Annotated in this window: 17 protein-coding genes and 1 pseudogene; 9 read left to right on the top strand and 9 right to left on the bottom strand. The window is 56.3% G+C overall.

Features of this window, described 5'->3' with window-relative positions; genetic code table 11:
* Positions 1 to 43: 43 nt before the first annotated feature.
* Together EC912_RS19710 and EC912_RS19705 are read right to left on the bottom strand one after the other, a co-directional pair.
* Complete coding sequence (locus EC912_RS19710) at positions 44 to 1,618, bottom strand: DEAD/DEAH box helicase (RefSeq protein WP_243649345.1); 1,575 nt, start codon at positions 1,616 to 1,618, stop codon at positions 44 to 46.
* The gene (locus EC912_RS19705) at positions 1,522 to 3,366 is read right to left on the bottom strand and encodes a hypothetical protein (RefSeq protein WP_243649344.1); all 1,845 of its coding nucleotides are present in this window, start codon (positions 3,364 to 3,366) and stop codon (positions 1,522 to 1,524) included. The genes EC912_RS19710 and EC912_RS19705 overlap by 97 nt, the downstream gene beginning before the upstream one ends.
* Before the next feature lie 140 nt (positions 3,367 to 3,506).
* On the opposite strand from EC912_RS19705, the gene EC912_RS18160 reads away from it, so the two are divergent.
* Positions 3,507 to 4,715 carry a hypothetical protein gene (locus tag EC912_RS18160; RefSeq protein ID WP_132147109.1) on the top strand — a complete coding sequence of 403 codons (1,209 nt, stop codon included), beginning with the start codon at positions 3,507 to 3,509 and terminating at the stop codon, positions 4,713 to 4,715.
* 64 nt (positions 4,716 to 4,779) lie between these two features.
* Here EC912_RS18160 and EC912_RS18155 read toward each other — a convergent pair whose 3' ends face one another.
* From EC912_RS18155 to EC912_RS18145, 3 genes are all read right to left on the bottom strand, one after another.
* A complete protein-coding gene (locus EC912_RS18155; protein ID WP_132147106.1) occupies positions 4,780 to 5,316 on the bottom strand; it encodes a hypothetical protein in 537 nt (178 codons plus the stop codon).
* 220 nt (positions 5,317 to 5,536) lie between these two features.
* On the bottom strand, positions 5,537 to 6,334 hold the full coding sequence (locus EC912_RS18150; RefSeq protein ID WP_132147103.1) for an SGNH/GDSL hydrolase family protein: 798 nt from the start codon (positions 6,332 to 6,334) through the stop codon (positions 5,537 to 5,539).
* Positions 6,331 to 6,846, bottom strand: a complete 516-nt coding sequence (locus EC912_RS18145) for a PH domain-containing protein (RefSeq protein WP_132147100.1) — start codon at positions 6,844 to 6,846, stop codon at positions 6,331 to 6,333. The genes EC912_RS18150 and EC912_RS18145 overlap by 4 nt, the downstream gene beginning before the upstream one ends.
* Positions 6,847 to 6,989: 143 nt before the next feature.
* On the opposite strand from EC912_RS18145, the gene cycA reads away from it, so the two are divergent.
* Positions 6,990 to 8,378 carry a D-serine/D-alanine/glycine transporter gene (gene cycA / locus EC912_RS18140; RefSeq protein WP_132147096.1) on the top strand — a complete coding sequence of 463 codons (1,389 nt, stop codon included), beginning with the start codon at positions 6,990 to 6,992 and terminating at the stop codon, positions 8,376 to 8,378.
* Positions 8,375 to 8,740 (top strand): DUF2314 domain-containing protein, encoded by a 366-nt coding sequence (locus tag EC912_RS18135; protein ID WP_132147093.1) that lies wholly within the window; start codon positions 8,375 to 8,377, stop codon positions 8,738 to 8,740. The genes cycA and EC912_RS18135 overlap by 4 nt, the downstream gene beginning before the upstream one ends.
* 421 nt (positions 8,741 to 9,161) lie before the next feature.
* Here EC912_RS18135 and EC912_RS18125 read toward each other — a convergent pair whose 3' ends face one another.
* From EC912_RS18125 to EC912_RS18115, 3 genes are all read right to left on the bottom strand, one after another.
* Positions 9,162 to 9,716 carry a hypothetical protein gene (locus EC912_RS18125; protein WP_132147087.1) on the bottom strand — a complete coding sequence of 185 codons (555 nt, stop codon included), beginning with the start codon at positions 9,714 to 9,716 and terminating at the stop codon, positions 9,162 to 9,164.
* A gap of 564 nt (positions 9,717 to 10,280) precedes the next feature.
* On the bottom strand, positions 10,281 to 11,237 hold the full coding sequence (locus EC912_RS18120; RefSeq protein ID WP_132147084.1) for an RHS repeat-associated core domain-containing protein: 957 nt from the start codon (positions 11,235 to 11,237) through the stop codon (positions 10,281 to 10,283).
* Positions 11,238 to 11,437: 200 nt separating this feature from the next.
* A complete protein-coding gene (locus EC912_RS18115; RefSeq protein WP_132147081.1) occupies positions 11,438 to 11,761 on the bottom strand; it encodes a helix-turn-helix domain-containing protein in 324 nt (107 codons plus the stop codon).
* Positions 11,762 to 12,129: 368 nt separating this feature from the next.
* Here EC912_RS18115 and EC912_RS18110 point away from each other — a divergent pair, with 368 nt between their 5' ends.
* Positions 12,130 to 12,450 (top strand): hypothetical protein, encoded by a 321-nt coding sequence (locus tag EC912_RS18110; RefSeq protein ID WP_132147078.1) that lies wholly within the window; start codon positions 12,130 to 12,132, stop codon positions 12,448 to 12,450.
* A gap of 355 nt (positions 12,451 to 12,805) precedes the next feature.
* On the opposite strand, the gene EC912_RS18105 is transcribed toward EC912_RS18110, so the two are convergent.
* Complete coding sequence (locus EC912_RS18105) at positions 12,806 to 13,297, bottom strand: very short patch repair endonuclease (protein ID WP_132147074.1); 492 nt, start codon at positions 13,295 to 13,297, stop codon at positions 12,806 to 12,808.
* Positions 13,298 to 13,329: 32 nt separating this feature from the next.
* Between EC912_RS18105 and EC912_RS18100 the strand changes: the two genes are divergently transcribed.
* From EC912_RS18100 to EC912_RS18080, 5 genes and pseudogenes are all read left to right on the top strand, one after another.
* Positions 13,330 to 14,928, top strand: coding sequence for a DNA cytosine methyltransferase (locus tag EC912_RS18100; RefSeq protein ID WP_132147071.1), 1,599 nt, complete (start codon positions 13,330 to 13,332; stop codon positions 14,926 to 14,928).
* Positions 14,909 to 15,340, top strand: a pseudogene (locus EC912_RS19880) (ATP-binding protein); the annotation flags it as partial. The gene EC912_RS18100 and the pseudogene EC912_RS19880, both read left to right, overlap by 20 nt.
* A 1,089-nt stretch (positions 15,341 to 16,429) precedes the next feature.
* Positions 16,430 to 19,150 (top strand): Z1 domain-containing protein, encoded by a 2,721-nt coding sequence (locus EC912_RS18090; protein WP_132147065.1) that lies wholly within the window; start codon positions 16,430 to 16,432, stop codon positions 19,148 to 19,150.
* The gene (locus tag EC912_RS18085; RefSeq protein WP_132147062.1) at positions 19,131 to 20,105 is read left to right on the top strand and encodes a PD-(D/E)XK motif protein; all 975 of its coding nucleotides are present in this window, start codon (positions 19,131 to 19,133) and stop codon (positions 20,103 to 20,105) included. Before EC912_RS18090 ends, EC912_RS18085 begins: the two co-directional genes overlap by 20 nt.
* 26 nt (positions 20,106 to 20,131) lie before the next feature.
* The gene (locus EC912_RS18080; protein WP_132147059.1) at positions 20,132 to 22,171 is read left to right on the top strand and encodes an AIPR family protein; all 2,040 of its coding nucleotides are present in this window, start codon (positions 20,132 to 20,134) and stop codon (positions 22,169 to 22,171) included.
* Positions 22,172 to 22,250: the final 79 nt, after the last annotated feature.

Here is a 22,250-nt window from a genome sequence, read left to right as displayed (position 1 = left end):
TACGATGTAAGCCACCCTGGCAGCCGATGCATATACCCTGCCTCTACGGAACCTCGACCATCAATTCATCGCGAAGAGCTGGCGTCCACGTATCGGTATCGAGCATGCCCGCCGCGACACTGAAGTATCTTTTATGTGCCCAGACATCGCGGTCGCCAATGACATATACGTGGCTCTTTGCGCGAGTCAGCGCCACGTTCAGTAGATTCGGTTCGGCACATGCCCAGTCGACGGCACCACCGCGTGCCTGATCGCAGCCCAGCACGAAGAACACCACATCGTTCTCCTTCCCCTGGAAGGTATGGACCGTACCGATGGAAATTCGGGCCCAATCCTGGAGATCGGTGGGAACGGGCACATCCCACCCCGCGAGCCCCTGCTGCCAGACGTCATGATCGCCAAGCAATGCCAGCAGGCCGCTCTTGACCTGTCGAAATGGCGTGATAACGAAAACCCTCGGCATCGTCGGACCTCGCGTTGCGATGTCGTGTCGATAGAGTGCGAATAGAGCCTGCAGCAAGTGCTCGCCCTGGGCGGACACGTATTTAGTGTCACCCTCCGTCTCGCCGCAGACATTCCACCACGAGCTCTTGCGGAACACCGGATGGGCAGCCGCCGAACCATCTTTTGCGTGCTTCATGCGACCGCCGTATGCGATGGCGTTCGCGATGTCGAACATGGGATTGTCGCAACGACGATGCATCACCAGCGGTATACCGATGAACCGGCTGTCGTCGACAGGGTGCCGCACCCCCATCGGGTAGATACGATCGGCCAGCGTCTGCACCGAATGACTGTCCACTGCGTAACGGGCGCGGCTATCCTTCAGCCAATGCTGCCCCAGCCGGGCGAGCAGCCGCGTCGACTGGGTCACCACGGGCGGAATCTGCAAAGGATCGCCCACCACCACGACCCGTCGCGCACGCATCATGGCCCCGACCGCGGCTTGCGGCACAGCCTGCCCTGCCTCATCAATGACCAGCCAACCAAGCCCTTCCACGCCGATGCCCGCGAACTGTCGCCGAACCGAGGCAAACGTACTGGAGACCACAGGCGTCAGCATAAAGAACCACTGCCACAACGCCGTACGAGCGGAAGGAAGGGGCGGTGACGACAGCATCGACGAAAGAGCTATAACGACATCGTTAGATGCAGCCTCCAGGAAGAAGGCCTCATGCAGGGCCATCGCCGCAGCGAACAAATCACTACGCAGGACATTCAGACCCTGGCCCTGCCAGAACGCGCGCCGCTGATTCCCATCGCTATCCAGCGGCTGCCCATCCCATAGCGCGACATCGAATGTTCCCGTCAGCGCTTTCAGATCGATGAGCGCATTCCGGATTGCCCTGACAAAAGCAACCCGATCGCGCGCGTCGCACCACTGGCTATATATATCCCTGCGAAAGAGAGCCGTTAGCCAGTGCAGGAAGGATGGGCCCAGTCGTCGTCCAACCGATTGCGCCTCGCCTTCCAACCTCTCGATCAGACGAGGAAAAGCATCGATGACTGGCTGCAGCTCTTTCAGATCGAAGGCTGGTGCCGTGGGCCACAACGACTCGATAACCGGCCACGCCTTCTGTACATGAGCGATAGCATCGTCCAGACGTGCAAGGCGCACCTGCTCGGCATCATAGGCACGACGGGCCCGGAGATAGTCCTGACGCGCACCCGAGAACGTCGGTTTGCCGGGTTTCTCCTTGGCATACAGCCAATAGTCCATCGCGCCCAGCTCTTTCCACTTTCCGTATCGACGCTGTGACGAGCGAGGAATCGTCCCGATTGCCCGGGCTTTTCGCCTGGGCGAGACGACTTGTATCCAAACACTTCACCAAACCGTGAACGGTTGGCGCTTTTGCCGAGCGCCGCCGATACCAGTCCCCAAACCGGCTCGGATGGCTCCGCCCAGGGCTTATTCGACCGGGTTCCCGCGTACTTCGTGGCAACATCCGTGAAGTACTTAAGCGAGTCCTTTCGAGCCGGATCGATGCCTTTGCACTGCGGAAGCTCCAACGAAAGATTCTCTACCGCGCCATTGTTCGTGGAGGCGACAACGATCTCGAATCCTGTCAGTGCAGGAATGAGTAACGGAATAGTCCGCGTCTGCTTCGAGAAAACAGCGTCGACGGTGCCCCCTGCCAGCCCGTCCTTCGCGCTGTTCAACGATGCCAGGACGTCCGCTCGTGCGGTAACGAGGTGCGCAATGAGATCGCGCAACAACGTGGTTTTCCCTGTGCCGGGCGGACCGTTCACAGCCAGCACCTCACCCTCGCTCATCACCTTCATCTTATTCAGCGCGTACTGCTGCATAAGCGACTGCACGTGCTGTGGTTCGGACGGCCACCGGCCTGCGATACCGTTGCGCGGACGTAGTGTTTCCCTTATTTCGCGCTGCCCTTCTTCGCTGTCGAGATCGGTCTTTGCCGCGTCGACTCCTGCAAGGTATGAAGCCAGCGCCCTTGGAAGCCGCTTTCCTTTCAGTTCGCGCTTCGCCTGGGTAAGGTCGTGGACGTAGAAGCTGTTAAGTATCGGCATATCGCGGGCCGCGGCGATCTCAGCGGCATTGGCGGCAGCTTCGTCGGACTCCTCCGGCTCGTCGGGTGATGCCTTCTTCGAAACGTTCTGTGCCTGGGGTGTGTTGCCGACATCGAGCCATGCGAGACCTTTGGTACTCACATCGAAACGCGACCACTTCCTCAGACGATCGATGGTTTTCAGCAGCATGTCCGGATCGAAAATTCCATCCTCGCTATCGGACAGATCGTCCAACAAACCCTGCTTCAGATCCTGCGCACTTGCCTCGAAAGCATCCGCGCAGAGGTCGGTCATGTCGCCATGCTGCAAACGACCGAGTGCCCAGGGGAGTGCCGAGAGGCTGATACCGTCGAAATCGGGCTTGCCTTCATGACTGACGGTCAGTTTTGCGAAACACGTCAGTCCTTCCGCGGCGGCCTCCGCATCGCGTTGCTCGACCAGGGCGTCCGGCGCGGTAGCGATACAGGCCTCGACGACACGCGTGACGTGTGAGACGTCGAACGGGAGCAGATAAATCGTGCGGGGCCGCTGTGAAAAAGTGGCCCAGGTACCGTCCACCAACCTTTCGTCATCGATGAGCTGAGTCGGGTGGCGGCTCCGCCTGGCCTCCTCCAGCTGATCGTCGAGGTCGTAGGCGTTGAAAAATTCAACGCTGTGCCAATAGTCCAGAATGCGGTCGGTATCGCTAGTCGCCATGACTTTCTGCTCCCTCACAGTTCGTGCCGGAGGCCGGTATGACAGAAGCATAACGGCATTCGCTGACGGATCTTTAGCATTGACCATGTAGGAACGGACCTGGCAGCCAGGAGGGCCGTGCCGGCAAGTGACATACAATGCCCCGCCACCATCCACGAATCGACAGGGCCACGAATGCGGTTATCCGACTATCGCCGCGCACACCATGCAACCCGTGTGCTGCTGCCGCTGATGCTTGACTCGGTGCGCTACTTCGACTCAGTTCCCCCAAGGCACCGATGAACACCGTAGTTGCTAGCACAACATCAACCTGGCGCTCGCAAGCCCGCCGTCTTACTGATGTCATTCCGACATGCCTCAAGCGCGTGTTTGTACCGTTTTTGCTATCGCGCCTGGCTATTATCCTGATCCTTTCCGCCGCGCCGCTGGTTGCCCAGGTACCGGCAGAAAGCTGGGGCAAGGATGACAACATTGCGATCAAGCTGTCTGCCCGGGCCATCGCAGATGGCCTCAGTAGAGTAGCGATAGGGAACGATTCGGGCTGGTACTACACCGTTGCCCACGACGGGTATGAGCAGCGCCCATTCGATACGTCCAGGCAGGCAAATTGGGCGTTCTTCCCGCTGCACCCGCTACTGTGGAAGGCAGCGGCAGCGCTGAGCGGCGAATGGGTATGGTCGGGCATCGTGTTGTCCAACCTGCTTTGGCTCGCTGGCCTGTGCTTTCTCTGGCTCCTGACACGCCGCCTCACGGACTCCGATCGGCTAGCCGATCACGCGACGCTATTTGCATCATTTTGGCCAGCCAGCTACTTCATGATGCTGCCCCATACCGAATCGCTGTTCTTCGCGCTGGCAACAGCCTCGTTCCTCGCCGCGCTTACGCAACGATGGTGGCTCGCTGGTTTCCTGGGACTCTTTGCGGGGGCCACCCGCCTGAACGGTCTGTTCCTGGCTCCCGCACTCTTTATGCGTTGGCTCAAAGGTGAACGGCGCTTCGCCGACCTGATGAAGCTGGCCCCTATCGTGTTCGGCGTGGCGATATTCATGGCTTACCTGTGGTCGATTACCGGCAACCCTCTTGCGTTCAAAGACATCCAGGTCGCCTGGGGCCGTGAACTCCACGCGCCTTGGGCAGCCTTGCTCGACTACATCAATCGGCCGCACAAGATCATCACGCCATGGAACCCGAGAATTCTCCATTTCGGGGTTACCGTCCTGGCTCTGTGCAGTACGGTTACATGCTGGAAGCGTGGATGGCACGAATTGGCCGTTTTCACGCTCCTTACGCTTCTGGCGCCGCTGCTCACCGGCACACTAACCTCGATGACACGTTACGCAGGAGTGGCACCAGGGATCTATGTGGCACTGGCGGTTTGGGCCGACAAGCGACCTCGGCTCGGGCAGGTCTGGATGGCCTTGTCCGCCATATCCCTGGCCCTCTTGTCCGTGCTGTTCGCTCTTGGCATCAATGTCGGCGGAGCTTAGTCGGGACGGCTACCGAAGAATTCACGCATGTTCCCGACGGCGCGACGGTCGTCAAAGCGGGTCGCTAGGGAACGGTGCACTTCAGTTTCCAACGTGTACCGAGTGGCGCGCCGGTTGCCTTGGCGCGCACCACGGGTGACGTGGAAACCGTCAGCTGATGCGCCGCTTCGGAATCGCCGTCGACCATGGCGACATCGTCGCGATGCACCTGCGTTCCGCCATCGGTGAACACATGGTCGGACAGTGCTTCGGTGCAGACGGGTCTGCGCGGGAAATACTCCGCGAACACCACGCGATATCCCGAATCGGACGCGCTGCGTTCGACGTGATCTATCCAGTCCGTGCCGCTTAGTACGGTGCCGTTCCAGTCGATCTCGGCGTCGAACGTGGCGCCGGGCTCAAGCGGACTGGCCAGACCGAGGTCACGACACGGAACAGCCTCGAGGCTGATGGCGCCGTTGTCGGAAGGGTCGACGCAGGTGTGTGCGGCGCGCGGTTCCGGTGTGTCGGCGGCGATTGCCGGGGACGTCAGCGTGACGGGTAGAAGAAGTGCCGCGGTCAGTGCGAGTGTGCGGCCGGTGAAGCGGGGGATTCGGGCCATGGTGGGATCCTCGCATCCGGTTGGGGTTTGCCGGTTTTAAGACAAGTAAGTAGATCATATGGACGGCCAAGTGCAATACGTAGTTTGACGTAGGCGCGTGTCGTGGTTCTTACTTTTGATGGTTGCGTACGTGAAGAGACTCTTCACGTACGCAATTCCGGCCCCCTCACCGTCGCCCTGCCTGCGCAGGGGCGACGGTGAGGGTATGGGCGTGTTGTGGTCAGTTCAGAACGGTGCGCATTTCCGCTTCTGACAATAGGCACTGGCGGGGTCTCGGTTTGTCGTTCTGACCGATGTGCACCATTCCATCGAAGGTCGTGTATGGATGGTAAAGCGGATCCGTCATGCAGATTTCCTGCGCACCTGGCTTACTGCCAAACACGGCTACATAAATTTGCGCCGCCATGAACCCCACCGTCGCTACGCCGGGATGGGAGCCATCGTCATATATCCACGGAAGATCGGGATGACGTTGGCGTACTTCGGTCAAGCCGTCGGCGATGTCGATATAGCGGGCGCTCATCGCATCGGCAAGGCGTCGCTCACCTTTGACCAGAAGCAGGTTCGCGGTGTCCGACTGCTGATACGTTCCCAGGTAATACACGGTAGCGCCGGAACGCCTGACCATGCGCGATATCGCTTCGTGCGCCTTTACGACAGCCCGGCATGCCTCGCCGATATCGCTGCTGCTGGTGGCGGCACATATCGCATTGCCGCCTCTCTCTTGCACGATGACGTCGGTGTAATGGTTGTCGCGCAACGCACTGCGCAGCGATTCGTCGCGCACGAAGTCGGCCAGTGCCGCCGCGCCTTTTACATACATGTCGACCGAGACCGTACTGCCCGGTCGCTGCCCGCTAACCAGCGCGGCGAAAGCGGAGGGAAGATTGTTGGTGTACGTGATGCTGTTGCCGATGAACAGGACCTTCCTCGACGCGGACGGATCCGGTGCGTTGGTCGCCATCGCCGACCACGGCAGAGCCACCATCAGCACCCATGTCGCGAGCCATCTCTTCATGATCGATCCCCTGTCCGTTGCTGGATACCCGACTCGCGCATCGCCGCCTCGACAAAACCCAACGGGTCATCCGGCGACACCACCACCGTCCGGCCGTCGACCAGCGTGACGACGATCAGATGGTCGCTATTCCTTATATATGCACGGAACCAGCCGAGCCGGCGGCTGTAGAACAGCCCATCGACCGCGAACAGGCCGCCGTTGCCGAAGACGCGAATGGCTCCGCTCATCGCCAGATCGTCCGTGCGGACGAGTGCTCCGCGCAACGGAAAGCGACGGGAGATGAGGGCACGGCGAATGACGAGCATCCCCTCCCCCACTTCGTAGCCCTGCGTGGTAACCAGCGACATGCCGAGGAAGGCAACGATCGCGAGACCCCCGATCGCCACCACCTCGAGCGACGCCGCCTGCATCCGGAAAGCCACCAGACCGGCCACGCCGACCAGGATCAGCACGAACAGGGTCGTGGCGATCAGGACGGTGCCGCTGCGGGTGGCGGTGAACTGGCGCACATCTGTCCTTCATCGAGAGGCCGCCGGCAGGGTACGGGGAACCGGGTCCGGCACGCCACCCGATTATTCGAAGAATGCAGGCCCATAGCCAGCCCCTCCCATTTCTTCTATGTTGTCGGCTTCCTTCACCGACGGCCCGCCAGATGACCTCTTCGCTGGAGCAGCACCCGGATCACCTCAGGCGCAGCCTGTCCAACCGCCATCTGCAGCTGATCGCCATCGGCGGCGCCATCGGTACCGGGCTGTTCATGGGCTCGGGCAAGACCATCAGCCTGGCCGGCCCGTCCATCCTGCTGGTGTACCTGATCATCGGCGTGATGTTGTTCTTCGTCATGCGCGCGATGGGCGAGCTGCTGCTGTCCAACCTGGAATACAAATCGTTCATCGACTTCTGTACCGACCTGCTCGGGCCATGGGCCGGCTTCTATTGCGGCTGGACGTACTGGTTCTGCTGGATCATCACCGCCATCGCCGATGTGATCGCCATCGCGTCGTACGCGCAATTCTGGTGGCCAGGACTGGCGCCATGGGTACCCGCCCTGCTGTGCGTACTGCTGTTGCTGTGCCTGAACCTTGCGACGGTAAAACTCTTCGGCGAAATGGAATTCTGGTTCGCGCTGATCAAGATCGTCGCCATCGTGGTGCTGATTATCGTCGGCTTCGGCATGGTCGCCTGGGGCTTCACCTCGCCGTCGGGACATAAAGCGTCGCTGACCAACCTGTGGAGCGACGGCGGCATGTTCCCCATGGGAATGACCGGTTTCTTCGCGGGATTCCAGATCGCGGTATTCGCCTTCGTCGGCATCGAACTGGTCGGCACCACCGCCGCCGAAACCGCCGACCCGAAACGCAACCTGCCCAAAGCCATCAACTCCATCCCTGTCCGCATCATCCTGTTCTACGTGCTGGCCCTGGTCGTCATCATGGCCGTCACCCCGTGGCGCCAGGTACAGCCCGGCCGCAGCCCGTTCGTCGAACTGTTCGTACTGGCAGGCATTCCCGCCGCCGCGAGCCTGATCAACTTCGTCGTCCTGACCTCCGCCACCTCGTCCGCCAACAGCGGCATCTTCTCCACCAGCCGCATGCTCTACGGCCTGGCGCAGGAGAAGCACGCGCCGAAGACCTTCGCGCAACTGTCGAAAGCCGCCGTGCCGTCGCGCGGGTTGCTGTTCTCGTGCATCTGCCTGCTGGCCGGCGCGACGCTGGTCTACATCATCCCGAATCTGGTCACCGCGTTTACGCTGGTGACGACGTTGGCCGCCGTGCTGTTTATGTTCGTGTGGTCGCTGATTCTTGTGGCGTATATGGCGTATCGGAAGAAGCGTCCGGAGCTGCATGCGGTGTCCGAGTACAAGATGCCCGGTGGCGTGTTTATGTGTTGGGCTTGTCTGGTGTTCTTCGCGTTCGTGCTGGTGTTGTTGTCGCTGGAAAGCGATACGCGGCAGGCGTTGATGGCTAGCCCGGTCTGGTTTGCTTTGTTGGCGATGGGGTATGCGTGGAAGGGGCGGGGGCTGAAGGAGCCGCGTGCATGAGCGCGCCGCGACTGACCACGCTGGAACATGACGGCTGGATGGTCGACGACGGCGAAATAGCCCACGCGGAATCGCCAGACAAGTTCTGGATTCCGCCTCTGGCTGAGCGCGAGTCGATGAAGCCACGCAACCTCGTCAAGCTTCGTTTCTACATCCGTGTAGAAACCGACGACGGGGAGTTAATCGACGAAGGCGAACGGATGTGGGTTAAGGTGACTGGCAAGGTCGATCAGTGGTATCGGGGGGAACTGGATAACCAGCCTTACTGCACCGATGAGATCAAGCCCGGACTGGAAGTCTGGTTTCAGGCTCGGCACATCATCGACATTCATCCGGAGCTGGCGGAGATATCGCACGCATGAGGTGTCGCGAGAAGTTGAACTGCTGGCACCTCGCGACCCGGCTCTTCGCTTGCTGCTTAACGGCGTGTGGCCGGGGCGGATCGACACGGATGTACTCGCACAATGGGCAAAGTATCGGCAAGATCCCTGGCAACGCTCAATGAGGCCAGATGTGACAACGCTAACCCGCTGATGCGCTTCGTCGAATGAGGACCAAGTCCTCATCGGCAACGACGTAGTGAATAAGACCAGCCTGAGGGCATTCAACCATTGCGCCCTGCTCGAGGTATCCCCACTGCGCCCCTGGATGCTCCGCCGAGTATTGCCTCGTATCCATCACAGCCACAACCCATCCCGTCCAGTCGCTACCAAGATCGACCACGTCGTTAAGCATGACTTCCTGACCGTCCAGATAGCGCATTAGTTACCTTTAAGCATGTAGTCAATGAACGCTACCGAAGGCGCCGTAGACCTTCTGGCCGAATCTATGCGCTTCGCAAGGCTGCCCTTCAAAGCAAGCCGCAAGGCCCGTACTAAGCATCGATACCGCAGCATCCAGCGGTGCACGATCGGACGTCGGTGCCAATAGTCGAAGCCTGCACTTTCCGTCCCGCGTCAGCTGAATATCCACTTCGCGCCAAGACTTACCTTCGAACGTGACCTTCTTCGGCGTGCCGACGATCTCTATCGAGTCAGCCTTGGCGTCGGAACAGAGAGTGCCTTCCAGGATGATCGCCGGCTCGCTCCGCCAGTCGCTGGCGGAGATAGTCCACTGATAAGAGGCCAGGTCGGACCGCGGCGAGAACGTAATCTGTGCATCGCTGCCGAGAACGCACCACGCGCCATGCGTTATCTGGCATTTCCTGGATGGTGCGATGGGGACCAAGGGAGAAGCTGACCGTTGCGCCCCCTGCCCGCCGTCCTGCGCCCGCACATCTGCAAATCCACAAACCATAAGAGTCGCCGAGGCGGCAAACATCCGTTGCACTGCATTCATAACGTCGCCTTGAATTCAGCAGCTATATCTGTGTACATCATTTCAACTTGCCGAACGCTTTGTAGATATCCAATGGGAATACCCTATCTTCGCAGCGCGTTCCGTGGAAACAGGCGGCCAAACCGCCACTCAGCACAGATGCCGCCATATCCAGTCGAGCCCGCTCGTGCGTAGGCGCCAAAAGACGCAGGCGGCACCCGCCATTCTTCGTCAACTGGACGACAACCTCTCGCCAAGGAAGACCATTCCAGATGACCCGTCTCGGCTCGCCGACGACCTCGGTCATGTCGGCAACAGTGTCGACACAACCCGCGCTCTCAAGAACCACTCCAGCCTCGTCGCGCCACTGAGGCTCAGATATCCGCCACTGGTACCAGGGCTCATTCTGGATTGGCGAAAAGGTTATCTCGTAAGGGCCACGCAGAATGCACCATGAGCCTCGCAAAATCTGGCATTTGGCCGGAGGTGCGCCGGGGCTGGGAGAAGAATTTTTCTCTGCCGCACCAACTACTGGCGACGAGCAAACGATGAGAGCCAGTAGAATCCATCGAAATGATTGGGCGATCACTGGCATGCTCCAGTGGGTGCGCTGGCGCCACTCAGGCAATGAACTTCTGCCGTAGGCGAGGTAACGACCTCCCGAAACGTCTGGGAATTCGCGGCCCCCTGCATATCGCCCATCAGCGTACCGGCCAATGCTGGCGACGTAGCGGGAATCCAATGACCGGACACATCCACACCTCCTGGATACTGGTCGCCGCCACCAGCGGTATGCGTTATCTCGTGAGAGACCTCACCCGGAAGCGCATTAGCATTCAGTGCAATTTTGTCGCCCCCTATCTTGTTCGTGAATGATCGGGTCACGGTGGGGTCGACATTGATTACGTTAGCTTTACCGCTAGCGACTTCCGGCGAATCGAGTGGGACATTTACGGGGACTGCAATTACGTTAACCGTCACGCCGTTCACGCTGACGCTACCCGATAGCCGCTTAGCGATATCCGCATCCACTTGCGCGGAAGTAAAGCGCGCAACGCCATTCGAGTCGGAAATCGCATATGGAATAACCACATTCACGGTATTACTGCTCGTCCAGACCAATCTGTCGTATCGACCGTCAGGATCGACGAACTTGTACGGATTATTGGTGGCGTACTTGTATCTATTGAAGTTCGCGCGCGTACTTCCATCAGGCGCAACCGGATCAATGCTCAGAAAGCGACCGATCTGCGGATCGTAGTAGCGCTGCTGCATATAAACGAGATTGGAATCATCGTCGAAAACATGTCCGGCATATCCCACCCCAGCAGTTGTTCCGCCAAGCACGGCGACTCCATAAGGACGATAGTCTGACGTCGCGCTCAGAACTCCCGATGCATTGGTCGTTGCCAAGACCGATCCTTGCGGGTCAGTCAGGTAGTACGTGACGACTTCGACAGCAGATGCGCCCGATAAGCTACCCGCCGCGAAGATGGCGGCTATCGACCCCGCTTTCCACAAACTGACAGTACGCTTCCTCATGCCAATCCCCCCTTGCGGATACGTTCAACCCCCTAGCCGCACCTGCCACTCCAAAATACTGACGGAGTTGGTCGCAGCCTAGGCAAATATGGATGACACTGCAAGCAAGTGGATGACCAGAGTGCGCACGTAGACTTTCTGGTCGAATCCATATTTCTACGCAGGGCAGTCACTACGTCCCGGTGGTAGAACATCGATATTCAAGACGCAAATGTAATTTCTACATTACCCGGCCATGCCGACCGATGTACCGGTTCCACAACGGTGTGCACGACACGTCCGAGCAGCACCAGGCACTCTGTCATTATTGCTTCGCTCATGCCGCGCAACTGACCGCGCAGCATCTTCGATAGCTTGGGTTGGGTCAGACCTAAAGCGTCCGCAGCCTGTTGTTGCGTCCATTTCCTGTCATCGATGAGTTCGCCGATCTTCGCCGCGAGACGGGCCTTGACGAGCATCTCGTTGGCGTAGGCGACTCCAAGGTCGGCGTAGACGTTGCTACCTACTTCTTCGATCCAGATCATTTCGCTTTCCCGCTCACATTCGGCTTCACCGATATTGGACCTGAGGAAGAAGCGCATCGAGAAGTACGACTATTCTGAAAAATTGGCTTTTAATTCCAATGTGGATTGACGTGCGGAGCTGGCGAAACGATCCTCTTCCAGTCGCCGCTCGTCGGCGACCGGGTTTAGAAGCTCGTGCTTTATGCGTTGGCGCTGGAAGGCGTCTTCTCAAGCGACGCCTTTCCGCGTTGCATACTCTTGGCTCCCGACGCTTTGCGGCGGGCGTGCCGGGCGGGCTTGTCCCGACCGGGTTCCAACGCATCCGGCGACTAACCTGGCACGCCCGCCACCTGCACCCTGCAGGTGGCGGCACCAAGGAGGATGCCGCATTGAGCAGCAAGCAAGTTGGGCCCGAGTCGCCCGAATCGAACGAAACCCTTTGTACCCACGACCACTATATTCCCTGTCCTCTTTGCAAAGGCGCGGCATGGATGAAGCTGGGCGATATTCATACCGCCATGAACGACAAGCTCTCGCATATGCGCGGTGTGGCCGATCTGCTGATCGACGTGCCTATGATCGATGCGGAGCAAGGGTCGGTCGCCCAAGCTGGGTATGCGTTAAGAGGAATGATCGATGAGGCGAGAGAGATCTATCGCGTCATGAGCTTTGCCGTCAATGAATCGCATACTGTCATAGCGACACCATAAATTTCCCTGGCGCGCCTCACTTGAGCACACCTTTCGGGACCGCCAAAGACACAGCAGCCGCGACTCAAGCCCATATACCTTTAGGAAGCGCCCCTCATCGGGCCCAGCCACAGGATCAATGCCAGCCAAGTCGCACCTCTATCACGTCGACCACAAACCGATATCAATATGAAACAAATACTTACCGCCCGATGCCACTCGCGCCATTGACGGACCCTACTCACGGCAACCAGCCTCACCTAGAGGGATATCAGAAGGGACACCAGAAAGGTAAAATCCCATAGCTATATGTCGGCTCAAAATCAGCGACACAAAGTGTGGATGGCGAGGCTGGATAAGCCTGATAACGGGGGGATCAGGGGAATGTGCCCACATGCGCCATCGATTGCTCGGCAACGCCCGACACCCGCCATTCTAGCTGGGCGCTTGGGCGCCAATCAGAAAGCCAGGACACCATGAGTTCGGCGCTCGCCAAGGGGGCGAATCTAATGGCACATTCCCAAATAACCAATGAGCGCCATCCGGCCTCTGTGAGCGAGGAGACTACCCGACGGTCTCGAGCCGCGTTTGCTTCAAGCTTCGGAATCCAAAATTCGGGCCGTGTCGCAGGAATACGGAACAATGGACAATCGTCGTGATGATGCCAAAAGCAGCCGTGCACGAGTATCGCTGCATCCCAGCGCGCAAGAACCAAATCCGGTCGGCCGGGAAGCGCCTTGGAATGCAGACGGTAACGGAATCCGGCGTGCCAAAGCACATTACGAACCCAGCGTTCCGGCGCCGTGTTATTCCCCTTGATTTTTGCCATCGCTGCAGATCGCTGCGCGATTGTCATCACATCGACCACGTCAACATTCCCAGAAGTAGCTAATAAGAATAATGGCTAGCAGCAAGATCGGCATCATTGATGTGTTCGCCGGCCCAGGTGGACTGGGAGAAGGTTTTTCGAGATTCGAAACACCCACCGGCAAGCGACCATTCAAAATTGGTGTTTCCGCAGAAATGGAAAAGTCAGCCCACGAAACATTACGGTTACGCGCATTCCTACGCTCGCTTCGCGAAGACGAAGGGGATATGCCCGAAGCATACGCAAAGTTCCTCGAGTCCGTTGCGAAAGGTACAGAAAAATCCGCAAGCGATTGGTTTAGTGAGGGTGAACACCGTCAACGATGGGAAAATGCATCCGAAGAAGCGCTCAACCTAACGCTTGGCGACGAAAATCACGACCGAATTCTTTACGATAAAATTCGAAGAATACGCAAGGAATTCGAATCCTTGATACTCATCGGTGGACCGCCGTGCCAAGCGTATTCACTAGTAGGAAGGGCTCGGCAGAAAAACGTCCCGGGCTTTGAATCAATCGGCGACAAGAAGCACTTTCTCTACAAAGAATACCTTCGGATACTTGGTGAGTTCACACCAGACATCTTCATCATGGAGAATGTCAAAGGGATTCTCACGTCCACCGTTGGCGGCCAGAGAATGTTCGACATGATTAAACGCGATCTAGCCAATCCGCGTCGCGCGCTTAACATGCGCGATGCCCCTAGGGAAGATACGTATGTTCTCTTGCCGATTCACGTGCGCGATGGTGAAGAGCGCGATCCAGCCAAGGTACTAGCCGACCCTACTGGCTTCATCATACGGAGCGAACGCCACGGCCTTCCACAAGCCAGACATCGAGTCATCATCATGGGTGTAAGCCGTGAGCTTGCCACGCGAGCTATTTCAGCACCACGGCTGGAAGAGGCCACAGCACCGACCTTGGAGCAGGCACTATCCGGCCTTCCGCGACTCCGGAGCGGAATCTCGCGAGCTGCAGACAATGGGGACGCTTGGGCGAATGAGTTGGCAAGGCATAAAAGGCGTCTTCTAAAGTGGCTTGAGCGATCCCACCCCATGATTTCGGAGCGCCTAGAAAAGGCAAGCTTCAATCCAAAGGTCGCCCGGAGCTCGTACAAATACACAGACCGATCTACAGACATCTCCAGCAAGCTGAAGGGCAGCTCACTATTCGTAACTAGCCATGAAGCACGATCACACATGGTGTCAGACCTTGGTCGCTACCTTTTCGCTGCGGCTCACGCCTCTTCCGAACACCGTTCGCCGAAGAGCAATGAGTTCCCAACCTTCCTAGCGCCTGACCACGTCAGCTGGGGAACAGGTGCATTCTCCGATCGCTTCCGGGTACAACTAAGAGATAGGCCCTCAAGCACAGTCACCAGTCATCTATCCAAAGATGGTCATGCATTTATTCATTGGGACGCCAGCCAATGCCGAAGCCTAACTGTCCGGGAAGCGGCACGACTACAAACTTTTCCCGACGATTACATTTTTCTCGGGAATCGAACCCAGCAATATGTACAGGTAGGCAACGCGGTGCCCCCCATGCTTGCCGAACAAATTGCGTCGGTCGTGTGGTCGATTTTCCACTCATCAACTCGGAGCCACGCAAGCCATGAATTCCGACGTTCATGACGAAATACCGCTTCCACCAAGTGCTGCGAGGCTTCTTGAGTCAATGCGAGACATCGGGTACTCATTCCAGAGTGCATTAGCAGATATCGTCGACAACAGCATCTCTGCCAGCGCTCAACAAATCAACATTTTAAATGGCCTCGACGGGGCTGGCGATCCATTCGTTGCCATAGCTGACAACGGGTTAGGTATGACCGCCGCAGAGCTCACAGCCGCGATGCAGCATGGTGCAAAAAGCCCGCGTGAGGCTCGTGGGCCCCAAGACCTAGGGCGGTTCGGATTGGGTCTGAAAACAGCATCATTCTCCCAGTGCCGACGCCTTACAGTAGTGAGCAGACAAGGCAAGGACATCGCTGCAAGACGCTGGGATCTCGACAGAATTCTCGCGTCAGATGAGTGGCTACTTCAGATACTTGATCCAAGCTTCTTAACTGACCTTCCGGGATACAACATCCTAGGGACGACCGGAACCTTGGTCATCTGGCAAGGTTTAGATCGGCTCGACTCAGTAGGAAAAAGCGCCGACGCGCTACTAACGGCACTCAACCACCTATTTTCCGAAGGCCGGCGACACCTCGCACTAACGTTTCATCGATTCATAAGTCCAGATGCTGGTCAGCAGCGATCGGCAATTACAATTGCCATCAATGAAAGTCCTGTCCCGGCGCTAGACCCCTTCGCTCAGCGCATGACGCCGCGCGCGGATGCACATGTACCTGAAACGATCCATGTTGAGGGTCACATCGTTCATGCGCAGGCTTTTACTCTTCCCCACCATCAACGAATCACGCCAGTACAGCTAAAAGATCTTTCGCTTGGACTGAGCCTTGCTGAAACACAGGGACTCTATATCTATAGGGCGCAACGACTGATTGCCTACGGAACATGGCTTGGATTAACCCGACGATCCGAGATTACAAGACTTCTTCGCGTCCGCGTGGACGTACCTACTGCCCTCGACGCAGAATGGGGAGTCGACGTACGCAAGTCCCTAATTCGTCCACCCGCTGAAATACGCGAGCGACTCAAGCCTCTTATTGAACGCATGAGCGAACAAGGAGCACGACCATACAGGCATCGCGGCAATGTGCAAACACGCAACAAGGAGATGGATATGTGGCTTCGCATCTCCGAACGTGAAAATGTTCGTTATGAGATCAATCGGGCGAACCCGCTTGTTAGGCATCTAGAAACCCAGACATCTTCGCCTGACTTTGAAAATCTCTTGACGGCTATCGAAGCGACATTACCGCTGGAATCAATGTTTTCAGACGTGGCGTCCGACCCCGGCAGAACACAGCCCAGCCTAGATGAAGACGGACTCCGAGGCATACTTTCAGCCTACGTCAATGCCGTGGCCCCAAATACAGACACCATATCAGAGGCCATCTGCAGCTCCATACTGCAAACGCATCCGTTTGCCAATGACAGAAGATGCCGTCAAATATTGGCAGGACTAAGACGCATCATTTGACACAAATAGACATCCTCAGGGGGGATTATGAACAGGGAAATGTTACTGAACATGGCAAGAGCCGGCATCGCCATGAACAAGGCGCCGACTCAGGATGAGATTCGGACACTCGTCACAAATCTTAGCGCGTTGCCGATGTTCACCGGCATGCTTAGCATCCACGACCATGAGGATATCGCTCGGCAGATCGAACGTGAATTCATGGTTGACCTTGGTCCAGCGCACACACTCAAGGGGGACCACAAGGCATGGCTCCTCGGAAAACGCCACGAAATCCAATGGAACTACTGGCGACGCTACAAAAATCATCTCTTGCAAAGCGGTTTCGGCCCCAAAGTTGTAGATCGGCTTGACGAGATCACCGATTCAATACTTGACCTAGCCGGCGATCCGACGGACGCAGGCTCTTGGAGTAGACGTGGCCTCGTAGTTGGGCACGTCCAAAGCGGCAAAACAGCAAACTATGTTGGCCTCATAAATAAGGCCGCAGATGCCGGCTATAAACTTGTCATCCTCATTGCGGGAATCCACAGCAATCTTCGCTCACAGACACAAGAGCGCATTGACGAAGGTTTCGTTGGTAGAGACAGCGACCAACTCTTGGGGGGCAAGATCAACCCAAAGTTTCTTGGTGTTGGCGCTTTGGATCGCTCATTTAGCGCCACCGCTTACACAAGCCGTGCATATGACTTTCTGCGCGTACGCGCAGAAGGGCTAGGAGTACCGATCAATAATCTGTCGCAGCCAGCAATCTTCGTAATCAAGAAGAATAAGTCTATTTTAACGAATCTGATCGACTGGCTACAGAGCACGAGCTCGAGTGGCGATCGACTTACGATGCCCATCTTAGTCATCGATGATGAAGCAGACAATGCATCAGTCAACACTTCACAAGATCCAACAAAGCCAAACACGATTAATCAGCTCATACGTCAGCTATTGAATATATCCACTAAGAATACTTATATCGGCTACACCGCAACACCCTTTGCAAACATATTCATCGACCCAGACACGTCGAGCGAAATGAGTGGTGACGATCTATTTCCCAGAGATTTTATCGTTGGACTCGATGCTCCATCGACGTATGTAGGTGCGAATCGGTTTTTTCTTGAGCAAGGCAGTGGCGAGTCACTTACTGTCGAAGTAAATGATACCGACGATTGGCTACCCCTCTCTCACAAGATCGACACCACGATCGATAAACTACACCCGTCCCTTGTTCGAGCAATCGATTGCTTTGTTCTGTCCAAGGCGATCAGAATTCTGCGCGGACAAGGCAAGCGACACCACTCGATGCTTGTCAATGTATCGCGGTTCACCTCCGTGCAGAGCAAGATAGCCGAACGCATTGCAGAACACGTGAAGCGACTTCGAGACGCCGTCGAGAATCGTTATGCGATCAGTGGAAGTGAGGCGCTCCGCGACCCATACATCCGAAGCATTCACGAAGCTTGGGCCGCGATGTATCGCACAACCACCGCGGAATCCTGGGATCGTATCCAGTCAGCCCTTCATCAAGCGGCGGCGGGCATAGCAGTTGCCGAGGTCAACGCAAGGTCGGGGCCAGGAGCACTAGATTATCGTAGTCACGGCGAGGCGGGGCTAACAGTGATTGCCGTGGGGGGCAACTCGCTCTCGCGCGGTTTCACTTTGGAGGGGCTGACCATAAGTTACTTCCTTAGAAACACGCAGATGTATGACACCCTACTTCAAATGGGCCGATGGTTTGGATATCGGGATGGCTATGCTGATTTGTGTCGTCTCTTTATAAAGACGGAGGCACTCGAATGGTATTCGTACATTGCTAACGCCACGGAGGAATTACGAGACGAAATAGCCAAAATGGAGTCTTTAAAGTTGACACCCCTGGACTTTGGTTTCGCGGTGCGCTCCCATCCGGAGGCACTTCTCGTGACCGCTCGAAACAAGATGCGCGCGGCAAAGGAGATCATTCGAGAAGTTGGCCTTGCTGCAAAACTTGTAGAGTCTGCTGTCATCTTTGCTACAGATGAGGTTTGCACGGCCAATTTGAAGGCCACCCTTGTTTTGGGCGAAAAACTTCAGTTGGCCGGCATTTCGTGCGAGCCATTCCCTCCCATCACAACAAAGACGAGGCGCAGGCCCAGTCGACTTTTCACGGACGTCCAGTCGAACATCATTGTCGATTTCATCCGGTCTTTCGTATTACACCCCGCAAACATCGAAATGTCTTCCGCGCTCGTAGAGCAGTACACAGAACGACGCGCATTAGACAAATGGGACGTCGTCTTTGTTTCGAAGAGATCCGAAGAAGCCGTCCCATTCCACATAGCAGGCTTCGAAATCGGGATGCAGGAGCGTAACGCAAAATTGGATAAGCGGACCCTGAAGATCTCGGGCAATGCTAGACGCGTAGCATCTCGAGGTCTCGAGCGTGCAGGCATTAACGATGCCCAAGCGGCAGAGGCCGAAGTAGAGTTCAAGAAGAAGAACTCTGGAACCAATATTGCCGACTTGTACTACCGCAAAGTTCGAACCAAGCCACTCTTGATGGTCCATATTCTCGATGTGAGCATAACCGACGATAGTGCAACACCCCGCGAGAAGAAGAAGCAGGTTCATGCAGCCTATGGCATCAGTTTCCCTGGTTTAGCCGATGGTGAAGTGGAGAGCCGCATTGCCTATACCGCAAACATAGTCGCTTATCGCGAACTATTTGGTCAGTTCGACGTTGACGGAGACGACGATGACGACGCCACTGAATGACCCATGGGCGGGCCTTCAATCGTCAACGAACTGGGTTGGGCGCAGACTTAATCAACCACATCCTTTAGACCTCTTCTGGGCCGTTCACCCCTCGGGAGCCATCGGTCTTGTGACGAAAGGGATGACGCGAGCAACCCTTCCAGGGCGACTACCTCAACTTCGCGGTATTTCAGTTGAAATAGAGCCTGGAAGTGACGCAGGATATTCACTCCACATATTCCTACGCCAGGAAGAAGATCGCGATTTATTCCTTAGACTGTGCAATGACATCATCGAAATCAGTTCCATGGCCACAACCGAATCAGAGGCCACCAGACAGCTCTTCGGCAGACTCAAGCGATGGCAAAGGCTTCTCGGACTCTCCATAGGAAGCCTTCTGAGCGACCGCGAAGTACGCGGACTTATAGGCGAACTTTGGCTATTGAGGAAAAATCTGATTCCGCGGCTGGGGCTTCCCGGCGCACTCCGCTCATGGGTTGCTCCCGATTGCCATCCTCAGGACTTTGCCTCCACACAAAGCGTTATCGAGATGAAGGTTCGACTCACGGGAAGTCGCAATCAAGTCAGCATCTCTTCGTTAAATCAACTAGACAGTCCAATCCTCCCACTCCGACTAATCGTGGCCGAACTTTCACCGTCTCAACATATCGATGCGCTCTCGCTGAACGAATTGGCTCAAGATCTTCTCGAAGACGCCGAAAAAGATGGAGACGAAATACTGGCAGAGTCGCTATTGTGCCGGCGCGGCTACGTACATTCGTCAACGTATGACTCACTGACCTATGAAGTAACCGGGCAGATCGCGTTCGAGGTGCGGGGACATTTTCCGCGAATAGCGCGCAGCAACGTCGATCATCGCATCATCGATGCAACTTACTCACTATCGCTTGAAAACCTTGAAGAGTTTCGCTCCGATTTCGACACCACCATATCGATGTTTTGCATGCAACAGTAGGACCAAGTCAATCAGGGGACGGAGCCATGCTTGAAGACGTTGAGCTATATCGTGGAAATCTTATTGGTGAGATTCGAGCGGATGCCAGAGGTGGCGGCAACTACGAGCGCACAGCATTCATTGACAAGGCCTGTCAAGTTCTTGAAGCGGGTGAGGAATTTGTCGAGTACCACCTCTGCTATGCCTCTGCAGTATGGAATCGGTCCCCTGTACTCATTGACGCCTTTAACATCTCTCATAGCGATGGTTTGCTGAGTATTGTTGTAGGCGACTATTCGGGAGCCGACCAACCTCCATCCCTTGCTACAGATGAGACGCGAAGTTTAGTAATGTCAGCCTTCAAGTTCGTTGAGGGTAGCCTTCACGGCGATATTGCTCAGTGCTGGGACGACAGTCACCCAGGGCATGCACTTGCCCAAGAGGTTCATGCATTTGCCAGCGAGGACCTGCTGAAGGTCAAGATCTACTTGGTCTCGGATCGTGAACTGGGCACGTCTCTCGGTAAGATGCCGATACTGGCAATCGGTATCCGAGATGTCGAGATTCAGCTTTGGGACGTAGCGCGCCTTTGCCGTGTCGAGACATCAATTCGTGGGCGCGAGGAGATCGAGATCAACTTCGATGAATCTTTCGGTGCAGGCATTCCTGCACTCCCCGCCGGAGGGACGGGAAGCTATGACTCGTATATGTGTATCGTGCCTGGGGTAGTACTTGCTGGACTATACGATCGCTTTGGTGGAAGAATTCTAGAGCAGAACGTTCGAGCCTTTCTTGGCGAGGGCCGTAAGGTAAACAAAGGTATTCGCGACACCCTACGCACCGATCCCGCCATGTTCTTTGCGTACAACAATGGATTAACGGCAACGGTATCTCATCTCGATCTTGTAGCCGATACGAATGGACAGAAAGTAATCTCGTTTGTAAAAGATTTCCAAGTTGTAAATGGCGGGCAAACAACTGCGTCTCTTTACTGGGCAATGAAGGCTAACTACGACCTTAGCAAGGTATTCGTACAGATGAAGCTGTCGAGAATCCCTGAGGAGGGATTCGAAGACGCAGTTCACGCAATTGCTCGCTATGCGAATGCCCAGAATGCCGTCAGCGCTTCTGACCTGTTTGCCGGCCATCCATATTTCAAGCGGCTTGAGGCATTGTCGCGTCAAGCGGTTGCACCCGCTTCGGCAAAACCAGGAGAGATCCCAGGTTATTGGTTCTTCGAAAGAACCCAGGGAAGCTACAACGTCGAATTGAAACGAAGAAAAGGAGCCGCGACTAAAGCTTGGGAATTGCTACACCCTAAAAAACAGAAACTGACCAAGACAGACGTAGCCCGATATGAGGTAACTTGGGCCGCACTACCTCACAGCGTCTGCGCTGGCGCACAGAAGAACGTCGCGGCATTCGCTCGTATAGTGCAGGAAGCGTGGGCCCGCAATCCTGAAAGTTACGAGATTACGTACTTCAGAGAACTGGTGTGCAAATGCATTTTAACCAAGAGCTTAGATGCCGACATCCCGGCGCAGAAGTGGTATCCCGGATCGATCCTTCGGCAGCTTTGTAGCTATACGCTCGCACTAATGAGTGATCGCATGGCTAGCAAGAATCTAAACATTGACTTTGAAGGCATTTGGCGAACCCAGCGAGCACCAGATTCATTTATGCTGGAAGCGCGCCGCCTAGCTGAGTTCACGTTACCGTACCTGATCGACATTCCGCCTGAACAGCTGAAGAATCGCCTTGTTACCGAATGGGCAAAGAAGGAGGCGTGCTGGACGCGGTTGCAGGCCAGCGACGTAACTCTCTCTTCAGATTTTGAATCCACGCTTGTCGATACGAAACAGAGCAAAGACAGGGGACGATCTTGGCGCGACCGCGCGCACGGCTTCGCTCAGGACGGCACATGGAAGCGGCTACACACGTGGAATTTGAAGGCGGCAGGATTGACCGACGGAGAGTCTGAACTCGTGGAGCGCGCTGCTGTAGCGGCAAGTTTCAACTTTCGTGGCTTCCGACTAACAAAGCTCGAGGAAGCATGGCGTCGAGCAATCGATGCGGGCTTTGTCTAGAAGAACGCACGTCACCAAATTTCCAGTTTTGACGTAGGGCATACCCAACCCAACGTGAGGACTACGGGCTGCCGTATAG

It is taken from the genome of Luteibacter rhizovicinus (assembly GCF_004342265.1).
Classification (GTDB): domain Bacteria; phylum Pseudomonadota; class Gammaproteobacteria; order Xanthomonadales; family Rhodanobacteraceae; genus Luteibacter; species Luteibacter rhizovicinus_B.
Note: the sequence above shows the minus strand (reverse complement) of the source record. Positions and strands in the feature narration are given on the sequence as shown.